Source organism: Priestia sp. YIM B13491, from assembly GCF_042787605.1.
In the GTDB taxonomy this organism is placed as follows: Bacteria; Bacillota; Bacilli; order Bacillales; family Bacillaceae_H; genus Priestia; species Priestia megaterium_E.
In genome coordinates this window covers 390,807-414,143 of the sequence record NZ_JBHZOR010000002.1, presented here as the reverse complement: position 1 = coordinate 414,143, position 23,337 = coordinate 390,807, and the positions used below count along the sequence as shown (strand labels likewise).

Annotated in this window: 19 protein-coding genes; all 19 read left to right on the top strand. The window is 35.0% G+C overall.

All coding sequences use genetic code 11. The annotated features are described in order from the left end of the window. Positions 1–176 precede the first annotated feature (176 nt). The 19 genes from ACFX4E_RS08245 (at position 177) to ACFX4E_RS08155 (ending at position 22,905) form a co-directional block, all read left to right on the top strand. Complete coding sequence (locus ACFX4E_RS08245) at positions 177–1,292, top strand: glycosyltransferase (protein ID WP_377258052.1); 1,116 nt, start codon at positions 177–179, stop codon at positions 1,290–1,292. Positions 1,293–1,681: 389 nt separating this feature from the next. Next, complete coding sequence (locus tag ACFX4E_RS08240) at positions 1,682–3,058, top strand: UDP-glucose dehydrogenase family protein (protein WP_377258049.1); 1,377 nt, start codon at positions 1,682–1,684, stop codon at positions 3,056–3,058. Beyond that, positions 3,033–4,091 carry an SDR family NAD(P)-dependent oxidoreductase gene (locus ACFX4E_RS08235; RefSeq protein ID WP_377258046.1) on the top strand — a complete coding sequence of 353 codons (1,059 nt, stop codon included), beginning with the start codon at positions 3,033–3,035 and terminating at the stop codon, positions 4,089–4,091. The genes ACFX4E_RS08240 and ACFX4E_RS08235 overlap by 26 nt, the downstream gene beginning before the upstream one ends. Positions 4,092–4,445: 354 nt before the next feature. Beyond that, positions 4,446–5,192, top strand: a complete 747-nt coding sequence (locus ACFX4E_RS08230) for a YveK family protein (RefSeq protein WP_377258043.1) — start codon at positions 4,446–4,448, stop codon at positions 5,190–5,192. A gap of 37 nt (positions 5,193–5,229) precedes the next feature. Next, a complete protein-coding gene (locus ACFX4E_RS08225; RefSeq protein ID WP_377258368.1) occupies positions 5,230–5,895 on the top strand; it encodes a CpsD/CapB family tyrosine-protein kinase in 666 nt (221 codons plus the stop codon). A 496-nt stretch (positions 5,896–6,391) separates the two neighbouring features. After that, positions 6,392–7,159 carry a tyrosine-protein phosphatase gene (locus ACFX4E_RS08220; RefSeq protein WP_377258040.1) on the top strand — a complete coding sequence of 256 codons (768 nt, stop codon included), beginning with the start codon at positions 6,392–6,394 and terminating at the stop codon, positions 7,157–7,159. A 313-nt stretch (positions 7,160–7,472) separates the two neighbouring features. Beyond that, entirely contained in the window at positions 7,473–8,354 is an 882-nt protein-coding gene (gene galU, locus ACFX4E_RS08215; RefSeq protein ID WP_098660363.1) for a UTP--glucose-1-phosphate uridylyltransferase GalU, read from the top strand. A gap of 80 nt (positions 8,355–8,434) precedes the next feature. Continuing rightward, complete coding sequence (locus ACFX4E_RS08210; protein WP_186808535.1) at positions 8,435–9,067, top strand: sugar transferase; 633 nt, start codon at positions 8,435–8,437, stop codon at positions 9,065–9,067. 36 nt (positions 9,068–9,103) lie between these two features. Beyond that, a complete protein-coding gene (locus tag ACFX4E_RS08205; RefSeq protein ID WP_377258037.1) occupies positions 9,104–10,540 on the top strand; it encodes a lipopolysaccharide biosynthesis protein in 1,437 nt (478 codons plus the stop codon). A 27-nt stretch (positions 10,541–10,567) separates the two neighbouring features. Then, on the top strand, positions 10,568–11,722 hold the full coding sequence (locus ACFX4E_RS08200; protein ID WP_377258034.1) for a glycosyltransferase family 4 protein: 1,155 nt from the start codon (positions 10,568–10,570) through the stop codon (positions 11,720–11,722). Between the two features lie 38 nt (positions 11,723–11,760). Next, entirely contained in the window at positions 11,761–13,089 is a 1,329-nt protein-coding gene (locus tag ACFX4E_RS08195; protein WP_377258031.1) for a UDP-glucose dehydrogenase family protein, read from the top strand. Between the two features lie 87 nt (positions 13,090–13,176). Next, positions 13,177–14,235, top strand: a complete 1,059-nt coding sequence (locus tag ACFX4E_RS08190; protein WP_155008337.1) for a glycosyltransferase family 4 protein — start codon at positions 13,177–13,179, stop codon at positions 14,233–14,235. Positions 14,236–14,274: 39 nt separating this feature from the next. Continuing rightward, positions 14,275–15,345: a glycosyltransferase family 4 protein gene (locus ACFX4E_RS08185; RefSeq protein WP_377258028.1), complete on the top strand. Its 1,071-nt coding sequence runs from the start codon at positions 14,275–14,277 to the stop codon at positions 15,343–15,345. 16 nt (positions 15,346–15,361) lie between these two features. Beyond that, positions 15,362–16,747, top strand: a complete 1,386-nt coding sequence (locus ACFX4E_RS08180; RefSeq protein WP_377258025.1) for a sugar phosphate nucleotidyltransferase — start codon at positions 15,362–15,364, stop codon at positions 16,745–16,747. A gap of 100 nt (positions 16,748–16,847) precedes the next feature. Next, positions 16,848–17,855 carry a mannose-6-phosphate isomerase, class I gene (gene manA, locus ACFX4E_RS08175; protein ID WP_328153237.1) on the top strand — a complete coding sequence of 336 codons (1,008 nt, stop codon included), beginning with the start codon at positions 16,848–16,850 and terminating at the stop codon, positions 17,853–17,855. Next, positions 17,815–19,575 (top strand): phospho-sugar mutase, encoded by a 1,761-nt coding sequence (locus tag ACFX4E_RS08170; RefSeq protein WP_377258022.1) that lies wholly within the window; start codon positions 17,815–17,817, stop codon positions 19,573–19,575. The genes manA and ACFX4E_RS08170 overlap by 41 nt, the downstream gene beginning before the upstream one ends. Positions 19,576–19,732: 157 nt before the next feature. After that, a complete protein-coding gene (locus ACFX4E_RS08165; protein ID WP_121944605.1) occupies positions 19,733–20,488 on the top strand; it encodes a YveK family protein in 756 nt (251 codons plus the stop codon). Continuing rightward, positions 20,472–21,179, top strand: a complete 708-nt coding sequence (locus tag ACFX4E_RS08160; protein ID WP_155008333.1) for a CpsD/CapB family tyrosine-protein kinase — start codon at positions 20,472–20,474, stop codon at positions 21,177–21,179. The genes ACFX4E_RS08165 and ACFX4E_RS08160 overlap by 17 nt, the downstream gene beginning before the upstream one ends. Before the next feature lie 442 nt (positions 21,180–21,621). Then, positions 21,622–22,905 (top strand): cellulase family glycosylhydrolase, encoded by a 1,284-nt coding sequence (locus ACFX4E_RS08155; protein WP_377258019.1) that lies wholly within the window; start codon positions 21,622–21,624, stop codon positions 22,903–22,905. Positions 22,906–23,337: the final 432 nt, after the last annotated feature.

Genomic DNA, 23,337 nt, shown 5'->3' with positions numbered 1-23,337 from the left:
AGTCATTTTATTAAGAAGCATAAAGAGCGATACAGCGTTCAGAAAATGTGTGAAGTGTCAAATGACCTAAAAAAATAACTAATATTATAAATTGAGTAATAATGGCGTATTACTAAATAATAATGTTAATTTATAAAGTTGAAGGTAACATAAATTAATTAATAGGAGACTTTATTTTGAGAATACTTCATATTATTAACAGCCTTAGTTCTGGAGGAGCAGAGAAATTAATACAAGAAATATTGCCGCTTATGAATAATCTAGAAGGAGTTGAAGCTGAGGTTCTTTTGCTAACAGATAAAAATAATGTTTTTGATAAAAAGCTAAAAGAAAAGAATATTAATATACAAGTATTACCCAAAGGGAAGATGAGAAGTCCGTACAATATATTTGATATTAGAAGACAAATTATTGAAAAGAAATATGATGTAGTACATACTCATTTATTTCCAGCTAATTACTGGACGTCGATAGCTTTTAAATTAATTCTTGGTAAAAAACCAAAAATTTTAACTACAGAACACAGCACACATAATAGAAGAAGAGAAAAGTTTTATTTTAGATACATCGATAAATTTATTTATTCAAACTTCGATAAGATCATTTCAATAAGTAAACAGACTCAAGACAGCCTTAGCTTATGGATAGATCCTAATCAAAGAAATTTAGAAAAATTCATAGTTATAGAGAATGGTATTAATCTTAGTGAATTTATGGAAGTGAAACCCTATCCTAAAGCAAAAATAAACAAGGATTTTAATGAAGATTTAAAGTTGTTATGCATGGTTGGTAGATTCTCTGAGTCAAAAGATCAAGCAACAGTAATAAAGTCACTTGAAAATTTATCTGAAGATGTTCATTTGCTCCTTATAGGAGAAGGTGAATTGAAAATGAAAAATGAAATTTTAGCAAAGGAGATAGGAGTAGAAAGTAGAGTTCATTTTTTAGGTTTTAGGAATGATGTTAATAGAATACTTCGTACGTCTGACATAATTATACTTTCTTCGTATTGGGAAGGGTTTGGACTAGCAGCAGTAGAAGGGATGGCGGCAGGCAAACCTGTAATAGCAAGTGATGTTCCTGGGTTAAGAGAAGTTGTTAAAGGTGCGGGCGTTCTATTTCCAAAAGGCGATAGCAAAGAATTAGCTAGAACAATTGATAAACTAACTAAAGATAAAAAAGAGTATGAGTATATTTCAGAAGCATGTATGAGGAGAGCAGATCACTTTGATATTAAAAACATGGTGGAAGGATATGTGAATACCTATAAAGCATTAAATAATAAAATGTAATATCGTTAAAAGCGATGTATTACATCGGAGTTGTATTTTTTATGGTGTTATGAGGCTTTACTTAGATATAAAAATTTATATACGTAAATAACGAACATTTTCTTATATTTGATCTTATTCTTATTTAGGATAGAATTACGATAAATTTAATTAAAAAGCTAAACAGGGAATGTTTCGTATTATAAGTAATGATGTATAAATACGTGAATGTATATAAGCCTATCATAAGAAATTTTTAGATTATTTAGTTGCAAAAATAGATATGTTTCAGTTTATAGAAAGGTTTATAACCTAAAAAAATTCACAGTAACCTCTGCTAGTGAACCTCTAAAATAATTGACGTTCACAAAATCTGAAAAAGATAAATTCTTAGAGAGAAGGAATTAATAATGTATAAAATTTCTGTAGCAGGTACAGGGTATGTTGGATTAGTAGCGGGCGTATGCTTTGCTGAAATGGGCCATCAAGTAACTTGTGTGGACATTGATCAAGAGAAAGTAGAATTAATGAAGTCGGGTGTTTCTCCTATTTACGAAGCGGGCTTACAGGAATTAATGATAAAGAACTTTGAATCAGGAAGCCTTAACTATACAATAGATTATCAATCTGCTTATAAAGATGCAGATGCCATATTTATGGGTGTAGGAACTCCAGAACAACCAGACGGATCAGCTAACCTCTCTTATATTGCCACAGTTGCAAGACAAATTGCTGAGTCAGTAGAAAAAGATTGCTTAGTGGTAGTAAAATCTACAGTCCCAGTCGGTACAAATGATAAGGTAGAGCAATTCATTCAGGACTTTTTAATAAATGATGTAAGAGTAGAAGTAGCGTCTAATCCAGAATTTTTAGCACAAGGATCTGCAGTGCAGGATACATTACATGCAGAACGAGTTATTATTGGAACTGAAAGTAAGTGGGCAGAAAATCTTTTACAAGATATCTATAAACCATTTAATCTTCCAATTGTCTCAGTAAACAGACGATCTGCTGAGATGATTAAGTATGCCTCAAATGATTTCTTGGCATTAAAGATTTCGTATATGAATGATATTGCAAACCTGTGTGAACTAGTAGGAGCTGATATTCAAGACGTTGCAAAAGGAATGAGTTTTGATGAGCGTATTGGTAGTAAGTTCTTAAATGCAGGTATTGGATTTGGAGGCTCATGCTTCCCTAAAGATACAAAAGCTTTAGATTACCTTGCAACACAAAATGGTTACGAGTTAAAAACAGTACAAGCTGCTATTAATGTGAATAAAGAGCAAAAGACAATGCTTTATAAAAAAGCAAGCCGCCGACTTATAACATTTAACGGTTTAAAAGTTGCTGTACTAGGTTTAACATTCAAACCGGGAACGGACGATTTACGTGAGGCTGCTTCTCTTGAAAATATACCTTTATTAGTAGAACAAGGTGCGGACATTTACGCGTTCGATCCTGTTGGAGCAGACAATTTTGCGAAGGTACATCCTGAAGGCCGCCATGGAAGAGGAAGTATCACTTACGTATCTAATGTTGAAGAGGCAATTAAAGATGCTAACGTTTGCTTTATTTTTACAGAGTGGGGGGAAGTAAAAGAAGTTACCCCAGGCATGTACAAAAAACTAATGAGAACTCCATTAGTTTACGATGGAAGAAATATTTATAGTGTAGATGAAATGGAGCAAGCAGGAGTGGAGTACCATTCTATTGGGAGAAAAACAGTAGAAAGACAAAACGTGAAGGAGACGAATAAACGTGAGCTACAATCAACTAGACACTAATAAAACATACCTTATTACAGGTGCTGCAGGATTTATTGGTTACTTCTTGTCTAAGAAATTATTAGCGGAAGGATGTACAGTTATAGGAATTGATAATATTAATGATTATTATGATGTCAAACTAAAACATACCCGCTTAGAACAGCTAGAGCCATATGAGAAATTTACTTTTTTAAAAGTAGATATTTCCGATAAGGAAGCTCTTACGAATATATTTAAAGAGTACGCACCCAACATTGTAGTAAACTTAGCTGCTCAAGCAGGGGTACGTTATTCAATTGAAAATCCTGATGTATATATGCAAAGCAATGTTATTGGTTTCTACAATATTCTGGAGGCTTGCAGACATTATCCCGTAGATCATTTAATCTATGCTTCTTCAAGCTCTGTGTACGGTGCTAACAAGAAAGTTCCATTTGAAGAAAGTGACTTTGTTGACCATCCAGTATCACTTTACGCAGCAACTAAGAAATCTAATGAATTAATGGCTCATACTTATAGTCACTTATATAACGTTCCAGCTACAGGACTTCGATTCTTTACAGTATACGGACCAATGGGACGGCCAGACATGGCTTACTTTGGATTTGCAAATAAGTATTTTGCAAATGAGCCAATCAAGATTTTTAACAACGGTGATTTTGAGAGAGACTTATATAGAGATTTTACCTATATTGATGACATTGTAGAAGGAATTGAACGTTTACTTCCTAATCCTTCAGTTGGTGAAAATAATGTCCCTCACAAAGTATTCAATATTGGAAACAATAATCCGGAGAAACTAATGACTTTTGTTGAAACTTTGGAAAAATGTTTAAGTAACGCTCTGGGCAGAGAGGTATCATTTGAGAAAGTATTTGAGCCTATTAAACCGGGAGATGTTCCAGCTACATATGCATCGACGGAATTGCTGCAAAATGCTGTAGGATTCAAGCCAGAGACTTCAATAGAAGAAGGATTACAAAAATTTTCAAATTGGTATGTGAATTATTATAATATGAAAGAGAAAGTTAACATTAGTATAAATGAATAAGTTAAATGTATTTTAAAAGGTTGAAATCAAGTCCTTTGTTTATTATATATCCTTTCTAACCTTATACTTAAATTATGAAGAAATCGTTTTATAAAGGAAAAATTTATAGTGTTTAAAATTGATTTATCAGATTAAAGTAACAAAATAATTGATTGAAATTTATAAAAATTATAAAGGTAAATTTGTCATTTGGAGAGTAAACAAATTATCAACTCTGTCGATATAAATACGGGAACAGAAAAGTGAATGTCAATATTTCACCTATTTTACAAAATGGTGTAGTTAATTATAGCTTTGTAAAGTATAGTGGGAAGTAGATGTTTTTTAAGAAGTTATTAAGTTCGGAGGTCAGTTATGGAAGAATCTATTGATTTAAAACAATTATTCGGAATCATAAAGAAAAGATTCTGGTTAATTGCTTTACTTACAATCATAGCAGCAACAATTAGCGCTGTTGTCAGTTTTTTTGTTTTAACACCTGTATATGAAGCCAATACTCAAATCCTAGTTAACCAAGCAAAATCAAAAGAGCAGTTTTACAATTCATCTGAATTGCAAACAAATGTTCAGTTAATTCAAACGTACAATGATATTATTAAAAGTCCAGCAATTTTAGGAGAAGTAACAAAGCAATTAAATTTAGATATGACTCCTAAACAGTTAAGTAATCAAATTCAAGTGACGAATTCACAAGATTCTCAAGTTGCCCATATTGTAGTACAAGATACAAATGCCAGACTAGCAGTAAAAATTGCTAATACAACGGCAGCTGTATTTAAAAAAGAAGTACCTAAAATTATGAGCATTGATAACGTAAGTATTTTAGCAAAAGCAGAGCTTGATGAAACTTTAAGTCCAATTAAGCCCCAGCCTCTTATGAATATTGCTATTGCGATTGTTGTGGGATTGATGCTCGGCGTTGGTCTGTCATTTTTATTAGAGTATTTAGATAATAGTATTAAAGACGAACAGGACATTGATCAGATTATGGAACTCCCTGTTATTGGAGTCATTTCTCTTATGGACGAGGAAGAATTAAAGGGTTCCTCTGTTTCTTCGCATTCTCTAGCGCCAGCGAGAGGAGGAACTCACAGTGTTTAAAAAATCTAAAAATGTAGGATCAAAGAAATTAACTCATATGCGAAGCTTGATTTCACACCAAAAGCCGAAATCTCCTATTTCAGAGCAATATCGAACGCTGCGTACAAATATTCAATTTTCAAATGTTGATCGTAATATTCGTTCGATTATGGTAACTTCTTCATTTCAGGAAGAAGGAAAGTCTACAACAGCAGCCAATTTAGCTGTAGTATTTGCTCAGCAAGGAAAAAGAGTGTTATTTGTAGATGGCGATTTGCGTAAGCCAACTGTACAGTACACGTTTCAGTTAGAGAACCATATTGGTTTGACGAATGTATTAACGAAGCAAACGAAGTTAGGTGCAGCAGTTAAAAATTCACATATCACAGATCTATGGATTTTAACAAGCGGTCCTATTCCTCCGAATCCAGCTGAGCTTCTGGGTTCGCAAGCGATGGAAGAGTTATTAGAAGAGATGTACAGTCAATTTGATATGATTATTTTTGATACACCTCCGGTGTTACCGGTTGCAGATGCTCATATTTTAGCAAATCAATGCGACGGTATTGTGCTTGTCATGAAGAGCGGAGCAGTTGAGAAAGATGCAGCGTTAAAAGCCAAAGATATTTTGGAACATGCCGACGGTAAACTTCTAGGCGTTGTGCTAAATCAGAAAAAGCATCCTGCTGATGGCCAATACTATTATTATGGAACTAAGGCATAATAACCTACAAAAGAACGCACCCAGTAAATAAATAATATTTACTGGGTGCGTTTTTATTATAAAAAACGAATAGGTCTAAAGAATCATTTGTTCAAGCTCAATTAAGAGAGTTCAAAATTCACCAAAATGTGATAATAGTAATAATGAAAGCGATAACAACATTTAAATTATTTATGTATAATATAAAATAATCTGAAAAAATAAACAAGTCTGTAGTCTCACGAAAAAACGACCGATTATTGGTAATATATAAACTATATTATAGAAAATATCAGAATAAGATAAAAATGGATATTATATTAAAATGATATTTCTTTAGACTTATAAGTGACTCTTTCATGAATAATATGGACTGTTTCAGAGACAAAAACAGACATGAAAAGTAAAAAAATGTGCTTTTCGTGAATTTCGACAAAATAAGACATTGAACCTATAAAATTCCTATGCTAAGATTAAGTGTAATTTTGGGTCTTTTGGATTAATGGAGGTGGAGGAAATGATTGATTTACATTGTCATATCTTGCCTGGTATAGATGATGGTGCTAAAGATATAGAAGACAGTATAGAAATGGCTAAGCATGCATCTTCTCAAGGGATTCGAACGATTGTAGCGACACCTCATCATCAAAATGGCAAGTATACAAATGAAAAAAAAGATATTGAGGAAAAAGTATCTTTTCTAAATAAAATATTAATTGATAAACAGATCCCTGTCACGATTTTACCAGGACAAGAATCTCGTATATTTGGAGAGATGGTAGAAGAGTACCGAAATGGAAAAGTTTTAACCTTAAACAATACGCATAAATACGTATTTGTAGAGTTCCCATCTAGTCAAGTGCCTCGATATACGGAACAGCTTTTATTTAACCTTCAATCAGAAGGGTTAACACCTATTATTGTACATCCAGAACGCAACAGTCGAATTATGGAAGAGCCAGATATTCTTTATAATTTAGTAAACAAAGGGGCGTTAACACAAGTTACAGCTTCAAGTTTAACTGGCCACTTCGGTAAAAAAATTCAAAAGTTTTCGAATAAACTGATTGAATGCAATTTAACTCATTTTGTGGCATCAGATGCTCATAATGTTACAAATAGAGGGTTTCTGATGGACCAAGCGTTTGATGCAGTAGAGCAGGAGTTTGGAATAGATATGGTTTATCTTTTTCAGGAAAATGCGGAAGCTGTTATTGAAGCAAAAATGTGTTTTAAAGAGCCGCCGGAAAAGATTAAAAGAAAGAAGATTTTAGGCATTTTTTAAAACGTTTATGTAAGTTTACCTTACATAAATGTTATTTTTTGCTTTTAACTGGATTATTATTCTTTGTAAGATAAAAAAATCTAAAACTTAAAGATTTAGGTGATGTCTCCTAGCCGTTATCAACGGAGATACTCGATTGTGCTGTGGGTTATCAAGCCTTAGACGCTAGTCGTCAAAAGTACAATGTGAGGGAGGGTTAGATGCCCGTTTTACAATTAAATACTTAGGTAAGAAATAACAGTTTATTTCTTACCTAAGTATTTAATTTAGATTAAGTACCTTCCCCATTACTTATTAAAAAGGAGAGAATACTATGAAAAAAGTAAGAAAAGCGATTATTCCAGCTGCAGGGCTGGGAACAAGATTTTTACCGGCTACAAAGGCAATGCCGAAAGAAATGCTGCCGATTGTCGATAAGCCAACAATCCAATACATAATTGAAGAAGCAGTAGAATCAGGTATCGAAGATATCATTATTGTAACGGGAAAAGGAAAGCGTGCAATTGAAGATCATTTTGACTATGCACCTGAACTAGAAAACAACTTAATGGAAAAAGAGAAGTTTGATTTGCTGGAAAAAGTTCGTCAGTCTTCTAACGTAGATATTCACTATATCCGTCAAAAAGAGCCAAAAGGTCTTGGACATGCTGTTTGGTGTGCACGTAATTTTATTGGGGACGAGCCTTTTGCTGTACTGTTGGGGGACGATATTGTTCAAGCTGATACACCTTGCTTGCGTCAATTAATGGATGAATACGAAACAACATTATCATCTGTAATCGGTGTTCAAACAGTTGCAGACGATCAAACTCACCGTTATGGGATTGTTGATCCTATTTCAAATGAAGGTCGTCGTCATCAAGTGAATACGTTTGTAGAGAAGCCAGCAAAAGGAACAGCACCTTCAAACCTTGCTATTATGGGACGCTATGTATTCACACCGGAAATTTTTAAATTCTTAGAAGAACAGGAAATTGGTGCAGGCGGGGAAATTCAATTAACGGATGCAATTCAAAAGCTAAATGAAATTCAGCGCGTATTTGCTTATGACTTCGAAGGAAAACGTTATGATGTGGGTGAAAAATTAGGCTTTATCCGTACAACGCTTGAATTTGCATTAAATCACGAGGAGCTGCGTGATGATGTGCGCAAACTAATCGATGAGCTTGCTCAATTAAATGCTGTAAAACAATAAGGAGTAAATGGGAGGGCTTGTTTTTGAGCGCATCAAAAGTAGCACAAAGTAAATCATCGGCTTCGTACCCAACTCAGAACATAGAAGCGGTTGTTCAACAACAACCTGCTTCTTATTACATAGGGAAACGGATTATCGATATTTCAGGTGCATTAATTGGAATTATTTTGTTATCGTGGCTATTTCTTATCATTTCAATTGCTATAAAAGTAGAAGACCCTAAAGGGCCTGTCTTTTTTCGTCAAAAGCGCATTGGAAAAAACGAAAAAGAGTTTCATATGTTTAAGTTTCGTTCCATGGTCTCTGATGCTGAAGAAAGACTGAAAGATTTGCTTGAGAAAAATGAAACAGGAAGTATCATGTTCAAGATGAAACATGATCCTCGTATCACAAGAATTGGACGTTTTATTCGAAAAACCAGCTTAGATGAATTGCCTCAGCTTTGGAACGTGTTAAAAGGAGAAATGAGTCTAGTAGGACCAAGACCTCCTATCGAAAGGGAAGTTGAACAATATTCTGAGTATGACAAGCAGAGACTTCTTGTAACACCAGGCTGTACAGGCCTTTGGCAAGTAAGCGGCAGAAGCAGTATAGGTTTTGAAGAAATGGTGGAGCTTGACTTGCAGTACATCCAAAAACGTACGATTGGATACGACATCAATATCATTTTAAAAACAGTCGGCGTTTTATTTGGATCAAAAGATGCATATTAAACGAACGATTAAATTCAGAAATAAATAGGTGAAATTATGTCTTCTTCAATGTCTCGTAATACTATATGGTCGTTTCTGAGTATTGTCGGCGTTCAGTTCATTAACATTATGACCAATGTAGCATTAGCTAGAATCCTGAGCCCAGAAACATTTGGAATTTTAGGGATGGCTATTGTGTTTGCTGGATTTGCATTTGTAGTGCAAGAGGCTGGCTTAAACTCATATTTAATCTTTAAAAAAGGTGATATTCAAAAAGTTGTCTCTACTACTTTTTGGCTGAATATCATTTTTTCTATTGTCATCGCGGGAGCTCTGTACTTTAGTTCAGGGGCTATTGCTGATTTTTATCGCGATACACACGTAATTACCATTTTACATTTTATTTGTATAGGGATTTTAGTAGGTTCGATTGGAAGTACCCATCGAGCGCTGTTAATGAAAAATAATCAATTTAAAGATGTAACAAAGGTCGATATCTTAGCTGAGGTAGTATCAAGTATCGCGGCTATTATCCTAGCACTCTATATCAACGGATTATTGGCAGTATCAGCGAAATATGTATTTAGACCGTTCATTCAATCTTTAGTTGTTTTTAAATACTCTAAATACCGTATTCAATTTGCTATCTATATGGATGAGTTGAAGGACTTGTTCTTGTATAGCGCAAATGTACTGGGTTCTCAATTATTTATGTATATGAATAACAACGTAGATTTCTTTTTAGTAGGGCGTTTCTTAGGAGATAAAATCTTAGGAATTTATACACTAGCCTTTCAGTGGGGAGCACTAGCTAGATATTATCTTTCAGGAGCTGTGATGAGGGTAGTATTTCCAGAAGTATCCAGACAGCAAGATGATCCTAGCAAACTAAAAGATATGTATATAAACGTCGTTTCAAAATTAGCCTTTATTACACTTCCAATTTGCTTCGGTTTAGCCCTTGTAGCACATGAGTTTATTTACGTCCTGTATGGAGAGAAGTGGATGGCCGTTGTGCCTGTTCTTCAGTTGCTGCTCATAGCTGGGGGAATATCTTCTATCAGTGTAGTAGGGGGACCGGTGCTACGAGGTATCGGGCGACCTGATTTAGAAATGAAGCTTAGTGTATTTTCGTTTGTTTCTTTTACGGCGTTAGTTCTTATTGGAGTAAAGCATGGCCTTCTAGCAGTTGCTATAGCAGAGTGCTGCCGCGTTGTTCTTGTAGAGACAACAAGATTATGGCTCATCAGAAAGCATTTAGGTGTATCTGTACGAGCTGTATGTAAACAATTGCTGCCTACTGTGCAATCGTTAGTACTCATGATTATTGTACTGTATGGAATGAATTTGTTAGAGATTGAAATAAACGTATTGATTCTATTTGTACTTAAAATTGCAATTGGTGCGGCTGCTTATATTGCGGGTTCGTTTATATTTAATAAATCCCAGTCTAAATGGATTCTTAACTACGTTAAAAAGAAACAAGCAGCATAAACTTTTGTCGTTAAAAAGAGGGAGAGCATGAAAAAAAAAATATTGATTGTCAATAGCTTCTATTTTCCTACCATCGTAGGAGGAGCTGAAATTTCAACTCAATTGCTTGCAGAAGGATTGTCAGCAGATTACGAAGTGCATGTATTAACAACAGGTGAACAAAAAAAGAAAGTTCTTACAGAAGTTATTAACGGAGTCACGGTGCACCGTTTGCCTTCACTAAATATCTATTCACCTTTAGATCGAAAAGATAAGGGGACTTTAAAAAAGTTAACCTGGCATTTTATTAATATGTATCAGCCAGCTCAGGCGAAATTACTGACTAAAGTGTTAAAAGAAATTAAACCTGACCTCATTCATTCTCAGAATTTAATGGGTATCGGAACTTATCTATGGAATATCTGCAGCCAGCTATCTATTCCAATTGTTCACACAACGCGTGACTATGCTCTTATTGAGCCCGTAAATAGCGGTGTGGTCAATCGTTTCATTCATAAGGTCAATGTAAAAAGAAGTTTGAACGTGAAAAAAGTGGTTGGTATTTCAAATTACATTTTGAAGTATCATCAAGACCATCAGTTGTTTCAACGCTCCGACGCAGACGTTATTGGTAATGTAGTAAATGCTGAGCGTTTTGATCGCAATCCAAGAGTAGAGGGTGACCCTCTAACCGTTGGATACTTTGGACAAGTGGCTTCTAACAAAGGCGTTATGATGCTCGTAAATACAATTCAACAGCTAGATTCTTCGATTGTGAATAAGCTAGTTATTTGCGGTACAGGAGATCAGCTTGACGAAATAAAAGAAATTGCTAAGACAGATAGCAGAATTGTAGTAAAAGGAAAAATTTCTCAAGGAGAAGTATATCAGCAGATGGCCAGTGTAGATGTAACCGTCGTACCGTCAAAATGGGCTGAGCCTTTTGGACGAGTAATCATCGAATCTTATCAGCAAGGGACTCCTGTTCTTGCAACAGCTGTAGGTGGCATTCCTGAATTAATTCCTGAAAAAGATATGTTGTTTGAAAGAGAAAATATAGAAGAGTTAAAAGAAAAATTAATCGTTATCCAAAAAATGTCGCGCAAATCATATGAAAAGTTAGTTTCTGATAGTTACGAAAATTCCGTTAAATATAGAGACAATCTTGTAGATTACAAACGCGTGTATGAGAAAGTAATGTAACAAGTGTTATAAAGGCACGCATGTAGGAGGAGTATAACATGAAAATTAGTGTGGTAGGAACTGGATATGTAGGGCTTGTAACAGGGGTATGCCTATCAGAAATTGGCCATGATGTTACGTGTATTGATACAGACATCAACAAAATTAACAAAATGAGACAAGGGCAATCGCCCATCTACGAACCAGGATTAGCTGAGCTAATGGTTAAAAATATTAACGAAGGTCGCTTACATTTTACAAATGTCCATAAAGAAGGCTTCGAAAATTCAGAAGTCGTGTTCATCGCAGTAGGAACACCTCAGCTGCCAGACGGTTCTGCTAATTTACAATATATTGAAGCGGTAGCAGAGCAAATTGCTCAAGAGGTAACAACTGATGTGGTCGTTGTAACAAAAAGTACAGTGCCAGTAGGAACAAATTATCGAGTAGAGAAAATTATCCGTGAAAATCTTAAAAATGACGTAAAAATCAGCATTGCTTCAAACCCTGAGTTTTTACGCGAAGGTTCAGCGGTTCAAGATACATTTAACGGAGATCGAATTGTTGTCGGAACAGATGATGCTGAAACAGCGGCTATTCTTGAAGAGATGTACAAGCCGTTGAATATTCCAGTATTTAAAACAGACATTTCAAGTTCTGAAATGATTAAATATGCATCAAATGCGTTCTTAGCAACAAAAATTAGCTTTATTAACGAAATTTCTAATATTTGTGAAAAGCTAGGAGCGAATGTAGAAGATGTAGCAAATGGTATGGGCTATGATCAGCGTATTGGCCGAAACTTCTTAAATGCGGGAATTGGTTACGGAGGGTCATGTTTCCCAAAAGATACGCATGCATTAGTGCAAATCGCAGGCGGAGTGGAGCATGATTTTGAGTTGCTTAAATCTGTTATTCAAGTAAATAACAATCAGCAGCGTCTAATGGTAGATAAAATTGTTTATAAATTTGGCAGTCTAGAAGGGAAAGTTATTTCATTATTAGGTCTGGCGTTTAAACCAAATACTGATGATATGCGTGAAGCAGCTTCTATCGTTTTAGCAAAAGAATTAATTGCTCAAGGAGCTAAAGTGAAAGCATACGATCCAATTGCTATGGCAAATGCCAAATCACTTCTTCCAGAAGCAGTTACTTATGAAGAATCAGTTTCAGGTGTTCTACAAAATGCCGATGCAGCAGTAATTGTAACAGAGTGGGATGAATTTAAAAATATGAACTTAAAAGACTTGCATACGGTCATGAACGAAGCTGTTGTTTTTGACGGACGTAATTGTTTTGATGAAAAAGCCGTAACAGAAGCAGGTATTGAATATCATTCTGTTGGTCGAAAATCTATTTACACTTCTAAGTCATTAATTAATTCCTAAGAGATCAGAAGGTTAATTGCCTTCTCTCTTTTTCAAGGCTTCCCTTTCCTATTAGGAATAAATTTTAATGAATATAAGGAGAATACTATGGATGTATATATAAATGGACGCTTTTTGACTCAGCGCGTAACAGGTGTGCAACGGTTTGCGTGGGAAATCATACAGCGTTTAGACAAACAAAAAGACGTTCAATTCACGATTTTAGTTCCCCCTAATTATGAAGGGGAGCATTCGCTTCAAAACATAAAAATCAAATCAATTGGCCAATCTACAGGACATAAATGGGAGCAGTTAGAGCTACCGGTTTATGTAAAAGCAAAGCCTTTAATTAATTTCTGTAATACGGGTCCTATTTTGAAAAAAAATCAAATTGTTGTGATTCATGACACGGCTGTCTATGCTTCACCGCAAGGCTTTTCAAAAGCTTTTAGAGTGTGGTACAAAACAATGTTCACATTCTTCAAACTTAGATCAAAAAAAGTATTAACTATTTCTCAATTTTCAAAAGAGGAATTAATAAAATATCTAAAAATCAGCTCAAAGAAATTAGAGTTAATTTCTGAAGGCAAAGAACATTTTGATTCTATTAAAGAAGATCATTCAATCCTTGAGAAGTTTGATTTAAAGCCTCAGAAATACATTCTGGCTGTGAGCAGTATGAATCCAAACAAAAACTTCAAAGCGCTAGTCGATGCTACCGAGTATTTGCAAGACGAAGATTTTCAGATTGTTATAGCTGGCGGAACGGATTTAAAAGTTTTTAATAAAATTAACATTGAAAATGAAAACATTAAGCAAGTTGGATATGTAACAGACGAAGATTTAAAAGGTCTGTATATGAATGCAGGCTGCTTTGTATTTCCGTCCGTTTATGAAGGATTTGGATTACCTCCCTTGGAAGCAATGTCTACAGGATGTCCTGTACTTGTGTCCAATGTCGGCCCGATGCCTGAAGTATCTGGTGACGCTGCTATTTACTTTAATCCGAACGATTCACAAGAACTTGCGGATAAAATTAGATATGTCATGAATAGTGATGATGTAAAGCAAGAGCTAAAAGTAAAAGGTTTAAAACAAGCTGAAAAATTTTCTTGGCAAACAGCAGCTAATCAGCTGATCGGATATACAAAGTCGCTGGATGCATAAAAAGGCAAAGGTCTTTTTATGAAAGGAGATTTATCCCCTATGAAAGTAATGCATGTAGGTGAATACGTAAAAGGCGGAGTAGCCACTTATGTAAAGGAAGTTATCGATTACCAGAAACACTGCGAAGATATTGAAGAAATCTATCTTGTTGCAAGTGACACAAATTCTGATAAAGATTTTGATCTTCCTTCTGAACACCTGTTTTTTTATAAGTATGAACGTAATTTGAAGAGTGTTGCAAGTGCGGTTAAACAAATAGAAAAAGCAATCGATCAAGTACAGCCTGATGTCGTACATGTTCACAGTACGTTTGCAGGAGTGTTTGTAAGGTTTCCTTTATTTTTTAGAAGAAAGAAATATAAAGTTGTTTATTGTTCACATGGATGGGCTTTCTTGATGGAATTATCTTCTTTAAAGAAAAAGGTATTTACGTTTGTTGAAAAGGTACTGTCTACAAAGACAGATAAAATCATCAATATTTCGCAAAACGAGCAAAAGAAATCTCTTGAACTAGGGTTTACTGATAATAAGTTAGCGCTTATTAACAACGGAATCAATACAACTGTACGTGATGGGAAGCCAAACCTCAAAGTTGATAAAGAAAAAATAAACCTCCTGTTTGTAGGGAGATTTGACCGGCAAAAGGGACTGGATATCTTAATTGAGTTTTTCACAGGCTATAAAAATAAAGATATTCAGCTATATATTATTGGTGATAGCGTGCTGAAAAATAGTGCAATTGAAATCCCTGAAAATGTGATAAGCGTTGGCTGGGTGGATAATAATCAACTAGATTCATATTATGAGTTATTTGATGCGGTGATTATTCCTTCCAGATGGGAAGGTTTTGGATTAGTTGCCGTGGAAGCGATGAAAAACGCAAAGCCAATTATAGTAAGTGATCGAGGAGCTTTACCTGATTTAGTTGGAAATGATAATGGTTATATTTTTTCGCTTAATCAGTTAAGTACATTGGAACAAATCTTGAACTCGCTTAATAAAGCTGAGCTGCGACGTAAAGGTCTAAATGGTTATGACTATTTTATGGACAACTTTACTAGTGAAATAATGAATAAAAAAATTATTGATGTATACAAACAAATAATTTAATAAGGTGGGCATAAATTTGAATTTAGTACTTTTATCAGGTGGGTCTGGCAAGCGCCTATGGCCGCTGTCCAATGATGCGCGTTCAAAGCAATTTCTAAAAGTATTAGAAGATAAAAATCAGTCGCTTGAATCAATGGTTCAAAGAGTATGGAATCAGCTGAAGAATGTTGGACTCGCTGAATCTTCAGTCATTGCAACGAGCAAATCTCAGGTTGACATGATTCACAGTCAGTTATCGAATGAAGCTGACCTGATTGTAGAACCTATGCGCCGAGATACATTTCCGGCTATTGCTCTTGCTGCTTCTTATATATACAGCGTTAAAAAAGCTTCATTAGACGAAGTAGTAGCTATTCTTCCAGTAGATCCGTATGTAGATGATGCTTTTTTTAATAGAGTAAAAGAATTAGAAAGAGTTGTGCAAGAGAGCGAAGCACAGCTGGCCCTTATTGGTGTTACCCCTACATATCCTTCATCTAAATATGGATATATTGTTCCTGCAGAAGAAAAGGAAGAAAGTAAAGCGGATTATCTTTCAGTTAACCGATTTACAGAAAAGCCGAGTGAAGCGACAGCCGCTGATTTAATTAAGAATAACGCTTTGTGGAACTGCGGAGTCTTTGCTTTCAAACTAGAATATGTGATCTCTATTCTTGAGGCTAAGGGCTGGCCAACTGATTATGAAAAGTTGCTGAAACAATATAGTACTCTTCCTAAGATTAGCTTTGATTACGAAGTAGTAGAAAAAACAAAAGACATTGTGGTTCTTCCATATGACGGCTATTGGAAAGACTTAGGAACTTGGAATACATTAACGGAAGAAATGGGCACAGTCAAAATTGGTAAAGGTGTTATCAGTGAGGACAGCGAAGGAGTTCATTTAATTAACGAGCTAGATATCCCGGTCACAGTACTTGGAGCTTCTAACCTGGTAGTAGCTGTAAGTCCTGATGGCATTCTTGTATCGGATAAAGAATCCAGCCCTCGTATTAAAGAGTTAGTAGGTGAGTTTGACAATCGCCCTATGTACGAAGAACGTCGCTGGGGATGGTATCGCGTATTAGACTATACAAAGCTTGAGGAAGAAAAAGAAGTCTTAACAAAAAGAATTGGCGTAGCAGCAGGCAAGAATTTAAGCTATCAGCTGCATGATTATAGGGACGAAGTATGGACAATCATTAAAGGAGAAGGGGAACTAGTTTTAAATGACCGCTTGCAAATGGTAAAACCGGGGGATGTAATAAAAATAGCAGCAGGAGAGAAGCATGCCATTAAAGCAATCTCGGATATGGAATTTATTGAAGTGCAAACTGGTTCTCAATTAATCGAAGAAGACATTGTTCGACTATATATGGAATGGGACGCTATTCAGGAGCATGTATTAAGTGTAAAAGAAGTGTAGGAGCAAAAGCAAAAAAGAGTAGCTTCATCTACTCTTTTTTGTTTGGTATTTTTGCTGCTAAAAACGTTATATAAGTAATAATAGAGGAGATGTACAATCATTGAAACAACCTATTTTTTTACGACCATCATTTCAAGAGAGGATCTGGGGTGGAAATCAGCTAAATAAAAAGTACGGATATACCATTCCATCCTCGAGAACGGGAGAGTGCTGGGCAATTTCTGCTCACCCACATGGTCAAAGTGTTGTAGCATCTGGGAAGTTTGCTGAAAAAAGCTTAGGAGAACTATGGGAAGAACATCCAGATTTATTTGGTCATTTTGAAAGCGATCGTTTTCCTTTGTTAACTAAAATTCTAGATGCAAATGATGATTTATCTGTTCAAGTTCATCCGGATGATGAGTACGCCAATAAGTTTGAAAATGGTGAACTGGGCAAGACAGAATGCTGGTATATTGTTGACTGCGATGAAGACGCAGATATGATTTTTGGACATCATGCGCAGTCCAAAGAAGAATTTGTTCAGTTGGTGGAAGATGGTAATTGGGAAGGTCTTCTGCAACGAATCAAAATTAAGCCAGGTGATTTTTTCTACGTTCCAAGCGGTACGATTCACGCTTTGTGTAAAGGAACGCTTGTATTAGAAACTCAGCAAAGTTCAGACACTACATATCGCGTGTACGACTATAATCGCCGAGGAGAAGATGGTAAGCTTCGAGAGCTTCATTTAGATAAAGCAATTGATGTTACTACTGTTCCTCATACTGCAGCTAAAATTGAGCCAGCTATCGCTAAAACAGCTGGAGGAAGCATTACAACATTCGTGGAAGAAGATTATTTCACTCTATATAAATGGGACATTACTAACTCCTTATCACTGACTCAAGAACGCTATTTTACACTAGTAAGTGTGATTAATGGTGAAGGTAAAATAATTTCAGAAGATAAAGAATACTCAATTAAATATGGTGATCATTTTATTATTCCACATGAAATGCATTCATTTACAATTGAAGGACAGGTACAATTAATTGCTTCACAACCAAATAGTAAAGGAGGTCATCAACGTGAGATGGCAAGTACAGCTAGACAAATGGCTAATGTTTGATGATTTGAACGAAGAATTAAAAAAAGAGTTACTTTTAATGGAAAAAAATAAAAAAACAGCAGAAGATGCATTTTATAAAAACCTAGAATTTGGCACAGGCGGAATGCGAGGAGAGCTTGGACCTGGTACAAATCGTTTGAACATTTACATGGTTCGTAAAGCCACTAAAGGTCTAGCTTCTTATATTGAGGAAAATGGAGAGAGTGCAAAGAAACGAGGAGTTGTAGTAGCTTACGATTCTCGTCATAAATCTCCTGAATTCGCATTAGAAGTAGCAAAAGTATTAGGGCACCATGGAATTAAAACGTATATTTTTGAAGAGTTGCGTCCTACGCCTGAGCTGTCTTTTGCCGTTCGTTATCTAAATGCATTTGCAGGCATCGTGATTACAGCCAGTCATAACCCTCCGGAATACAACGGATATAAAGTATACGGAGAGGATGGAGGCCAGCTTCCACCTGCTGCTGCAGATACTATTATTTCTTATGTAAATGCAGTGGAAAATGAGCTGGTGATACCAGTAAAAGAAAAAGAAGAACTTCTTGCTAGTGAGTTGTTGGCGTATATTGGCGAAGAAGTTGATGCAGCTTATACGAAACAATTGAAAACAATTCAGTTGAATCGTGAAGTTGTAGAGCAAGCGGGAAAAGATTTGAAAATTGTTTTTACACCTCTACATGGTACTGCCAATAAGCCTGTTCGTGCCGGATTAAAAGCATTTGGTTTTACAAATGTTACGGTTGTAAAGGAACAAGAGCTTCCGGACCCTAACTTCTCAACCGTCAAATCACCTAACCCTGAAGAGCATGCAGCTTTCGAATTAGCTATTCAATATGGCAAGGAAATTGATGCTGATATCCTAATGGGAACAGATCCAGATGCTGATCGCCTAGGTGTGGCAGTGAAGAATGAAAATGGTGAATATGTAGTACTTACAGGAAATCAAATGGGTGCTTTAATGCTTCACTATTTGTTAACACAAAAGCAAAAACAAAATATCCTTCCTGAAAATGGAGTCGTTGTTAAAACAATTGTAACATCGGAAATTGGCCGTGCTATTGCTACTAGCTTCGGATTAGAAACCATTGATACGTTAACAGGTTTTAAATTTATTGGCGAAAAAATTAATGAGTTTGAACAGACAAAAGAGTATCAATTCCAATTTGGATATGAAGAAAGCTATGGCTATTTAATCGGGGACTTTGTACGTGATAAAGATGCTGTCCAGTCAGCAGTTTTTGCAGCTGAAGTTGCAGCTTTTTATAAGGCGCAAGGGAAATCTCTTTATGAGGGTCTATTAGAGATTTTTGAAAAATACGGATACTACAAAGAATCTCTTTATTCTTTAACGCTTAAAGGAAAAGACGGAGCAGAGCAAATTGAACGAATTTTAACTTCCTTCCGAAATAATCCGCCAACGCAAGTAGCTGGTAAGTCTGTGACGTTCATAGAAGATTACCAATATAGTAAAAAAGTGGATGTAGTTCATAATAGATTGGAAAACATTCATTTACCGAAGTCTAATGTTTTAAAATATTATCTAAACGACGGATCATGGTTTACTGTCCGTCCGTCTGGAACGGAACCTAAGGCTAAATTTTATTTTGCTGTACAAGGTGAAAATCTAGAAGAAAGCCAAAATTTATTGGAAAGACTTCAAACAGAAGTAATCGAATTAGTAGATAGTATAATAAGTAAAAAGAATCAACCTGTCACTTAAAAAATATGAATTAAGAACTATTCATTAGTTTAGAAAACAGGTAAGTAGTTGTTTTTTTTTAGAGAATTTTATCAAATATTTATAAAATAGTGTAGAAGTTGGATAAAAGTTCTATTATAATGAATAGGAATGAATTCATCTATTATTGGAGGTCAACATGGCAGAAACAATCACGCTGAGAGACTTGTTTCGGACAATTAAAAAGCGTCTGTGGCTTATCGGTATTATTACTTTGATAGCAGCGATAATCAGTAGCGTCTTAAGTTTTTTTATTTTAACGCCAACTTATGAAGTGAAAACACAGCTACTGGTGAACCAGGCTAAGTCTGAACAGCAACTCTATAACTCTGGAGAAGTAGAAACAAATATTCAATTAATTAACACATATAACGTTATTATTAAAAGTCCAGCAATACTTGAAAAAGTCAAATCTGAACTTAATTTAGATATGAGTGTTGAAGAATTGAACGAAAAGATAGAAGTTACAAGTGCAAAAGATACTCAAGTAGTAGAAGTACTAGTGACGGATGAATCACCGTACGTAGCAGCTAAAATTGCAAACAAAACAGCACAGGTATTCAAAAGTAAAGTTTCAAAGATTATGAATATCGATAATGTTAGTATTTTAGCACCAGCGGAAGTTAAGGAGAACATATCTCCAGTAAGTCCGAATCCGCCGTTATATATTGGTATCGGAATTGTGTTAGGTCTTATTGTAGGGTTAGGTGTTGTATTTTTAGTTGAACAGCTAGACAACACAGTAAAAACAGAAGATGATATAGAACGTTTATTAGAGTTGCCAATCATGGGCATTGTGGCACCTATTAGTGACACTAACTTGTCTACTAGTAGAAGAGCTCATTCTTCTAGTCGTCAGAGAGTGAGGGGGGAATCCATTGGCTCGCAAAAATAAAAATAACGATAAACTGTTGACAGTTCAACGTCGTTTAGTTGCACATAATTCACCAAAATCACCATCGGCCGAACAATATCGTACAATTCGTACAAATATTCAATTTTCTACTTTAGAGGAGGATATTCAGACAATTGTTATGACTTCTTCTGGTCCTGGTGAAGGGAAGTCTACGACATCTGCTAACTTAGCGATTGTATATGCTCAGCAAGGCAAGAAAGTTCTTTTAGTAGACAGTGATTTACGAAAACCAACTGTACATTACTCTTTTAGATTAGAAAACTACGTTGGTTTTACAAATGTTTTAACAAAACAAGAAACATTATTAAATGCGGTTAAAAAGACAGATGTTCCAGATCTGTTCGTTTTAACAAGTGGTCCAATACCACCTAACCCTTCAGAGCTTCTTGCATCAGGTTATATGAATGAAGTGTTGGAGCAAATGAAAGCTGAATTTGATTTTATTATCTTTGATACGCCGCCAACACTGGCAGTTACAGATTCACAAATCCTATCTAACAAAGCCGATGGTACCATTTTAGTAGTAAGTAGTGGCAAGACTAATATGGACGCTGCTAAGAAGGCTAAGGGGTTATTAAGTAATTCTAAAGGTAGATTATTAGGAGTTATTTTAAATAATCGAAAGATGGACAATGATAGCCAATATTACTATTATTATGGTACTAATTAATAAAATCTTGATATTTAGACTCACTTAGTAATTTAAGAAAAGAATAAAATAATCTTTTAGGCTGCCATATCACCAAGTTCTATAGGTGTGTGGCAGCCTAATTTTATTTATTGACAGACACACACTCTCTCTAACTTTCTCAACAGACAAGGAGTTATATTTACGTATTAGAATTCTTCAGGTTTTAAATTTGATTGGAATGACTCTAATGCCACTAATTTTAACGACCGTACCAGTTCTCAATTGGGTACGACCTTTACTTAATTTAAAAGTCTATAGTTTGGATATAGCAAGTTAAAGGTACTTATAAACTTCTTTGATTATATTTACTGAATCTAGTCAATCAAAAACTATATATAATATCAGCTCAATTGATTTAAACGTAATTATAATAGAAAACATAACAATGTAATTATAAAGAAGGTTAAGAAAGAGGGGAAATATGTTAATCAGTAATTTAAAACGGATTTTCAGTAAGAAAATTTTCGTTTTATTGTTAATTTTATTAATAGCTATAACAGGAGTCATCAGTGTTTGGAAACAAAAGCAACAAAATTTCCTAGAATCGCATTATAGCGTGTCTGATGGTTTGGGAGTAAGTATTCATCCAGGATTAAAAGAAGAAGAAATAAAATCTATTGCAGAAGCAGGGTTTAAATGGGTGAGAATTGACATTTTTTGGTCTTCTGTTGAAACTAAAAAAGGTATCTATGATTTTAAAGGAACAGGATATGATCAATTAAACAAATCTTTGAAAGAAAATAACATTAAACCCTATTATATTTTAGATTATGGAAACTCCTTATATGAGCAAGATAGGTCTGTTAATACTAGTGAAGGAAGAGAAGCATTTGCGAAATTTGTGAAAGCTACAGTTACAAGGTATGGCAATCAAAAAGGTATTTGGGAAATATGGAATGAGCCCAATATAGAGAAGTTTTGGAGTACACAGCCTAGTGAAATTAATTACGCTCTTTTAGTTAAAAAAGTAGCACCGGTAATCAAAAAAAATGATAAAGGTTCAACTATTGTAGCACCTGCACTTGCAGGTATTAATGAACAGTCTCTAACGTGGATGCAGAATACGCTGGATCAAGGAATATTGCCTTACATCGATGCGGTCTCCGTTCATCCTTACCAATATGATAATCCTGAGAATGTTATTGACCAATACCAGGAATTAAGTAGTTTACTAAAAAACTATAGTAAAGAAGATGTTCCAATAATATCGGGCGAGTGGGGATATTCACTATCTAATACCAAAAATCAAAAGTCTATTACTGAAATGCAGCAGGCAGAATATATAGCCAGAATGAATTTAGTAAATAGCTTAGAAAAGATACCAGTAAGTATATGGTATGATTGGAAAAACGATGGAGGAGATCCAAATAACAGAGAACATAACTTTGGTATTAACTCTTATTATTCAACTCCTAAATTAAGCTATTTATCTATTCAAACCTTATCCAGAACTTTAGAGGGATATCGTTTTTCGAAGAAAATTAAAACTCAAAACCCCAATGACTATATCTTGGAATTTTCAAAAGGAAATAAGAAAAAGGCTATTGTTTATTGGACAACTGAAAATAGTCATCACACAACTATACCTTTAAAAGATGGCAAAGCTATAAAAATTTCAATGCTTGGAATTAAGCAGCAAGTCGAATTGAAGAAAAAGATGGGTTTAAACCTTCTTACAAGTCCTACTTATTTAATGATTGAATAGCAAGAAGGTGTATTTTTTGGTTAAAGAGGGCTGTTATCAGCTCTTTTTTTGGTTCATAAAAAAGTCCGTGTATACATAGCAATTATTGTTTCACATCTCATTGGTTAGGCTTTAGCGTTTAATAGACAACTGCGGTATTAATTAATGTGCTGAAGCTCGCTATAAGGTGCTGGAAAACCCTTAAAAAGCATACGTTGTGTGTTTAATTTAAAGAAGTGTTATCAGAGAGGTTGCCGCTCGCTTAGTAACCTAATCCAATATCTAGCTTATTACTAGTAATGAGTTAATTTCAGCTAATGAGGATGCAAAACACATTGAATGAAATGCAGTGAGGACAATGAAATTCTATGTAGCAGAGAACTCTTACACATCGGCTTGAGAAATATCTCTGTTCATCCATAAATGTCACTGCTTTCAGAAGTAATCAACAAG

Coding starts and splice junctions, on each gene's coding strand:
- ACFX4E_RS08220 (WP_377258040.1), top strand. CDS start 6,392: ATGATTGATTTACATTGTCATATCTTGCCTGGTATAGATGATGGTGCT.
- ACFX4E_RS08225 (WP_377258368.1), top strand. CDS start 5,230: ATGCGAAGCTTGATTTCACACCAAAAGCCGAAATCTCCTATTTCAGAG.
- ACFX4E_RS08230 (WP_377258043.1), top strand. CDS start 4,446: ATGGAAGAATCTATTGATTTAAAACAATTATTCGGAATCATAAAGAAA.
- ACFX4E_RS08195 (WP_377258031.1), top strand. CDS start 11,761: ATGAAAATTAGTGTGGTAGGAACTGGATATGTAGGGCTTGTAACAGGG.
- ACFX4E_RS08155 (WP_377258019.1), top strand. CDS start 21,622: ATGTTAATCAGTAATTTAAAACGGATTTTCAGTAAGAAAATTTTCGTT.
- ACFX4E_RS08185 (WP_377258028.1), top strand. CDS start 14,275: ATGAAAGTAATGCATGTAGGTGAATACGTAAAAGGCGGAGTAGCCACT.
- ACFX4E_RS08205 (WP_377258037.1), top strand. CDS start 9,104: ATGTCTTCTTCAATGTCTCGTAATACTATATGGTCGTTTCTGAGTATT.
- ACFX4E_RS08165 (WP_121944605.1), top strand. CDS start 19,733: ATGGCAGAAACAATCACGCTGAGAGACTTGTTTCGGACAATTAAAAAG.
- ACFX4E_RS08240 (WP_377258049.1), top strand. CDS start 1,682: ATGTATAAAATTTCTGTAGCAGGTACAGGGTATGTTGGATTAGTAGCG.
- ACFX4E_RS08200 (WP_377258034.1), top strand. CDS start 10,568: ATGAAAAAAAAAATATTGATTGTCAATAGCTTCTATTTTCCTACCATC.
- galU (WP_098660363.1), top strand. CDS start 7,473: ATGAAAAAAGTAAGAAAAGCGATTATTCCAGCTGCAGGGCTGGGAACA.
- ACFX4E_RS08190 (WP_155008337.1), top strand. CDS start 13,177: ATGGATGTATATATAAATGGACGCTTTTTGACTCAGCGCGTAACAGGT.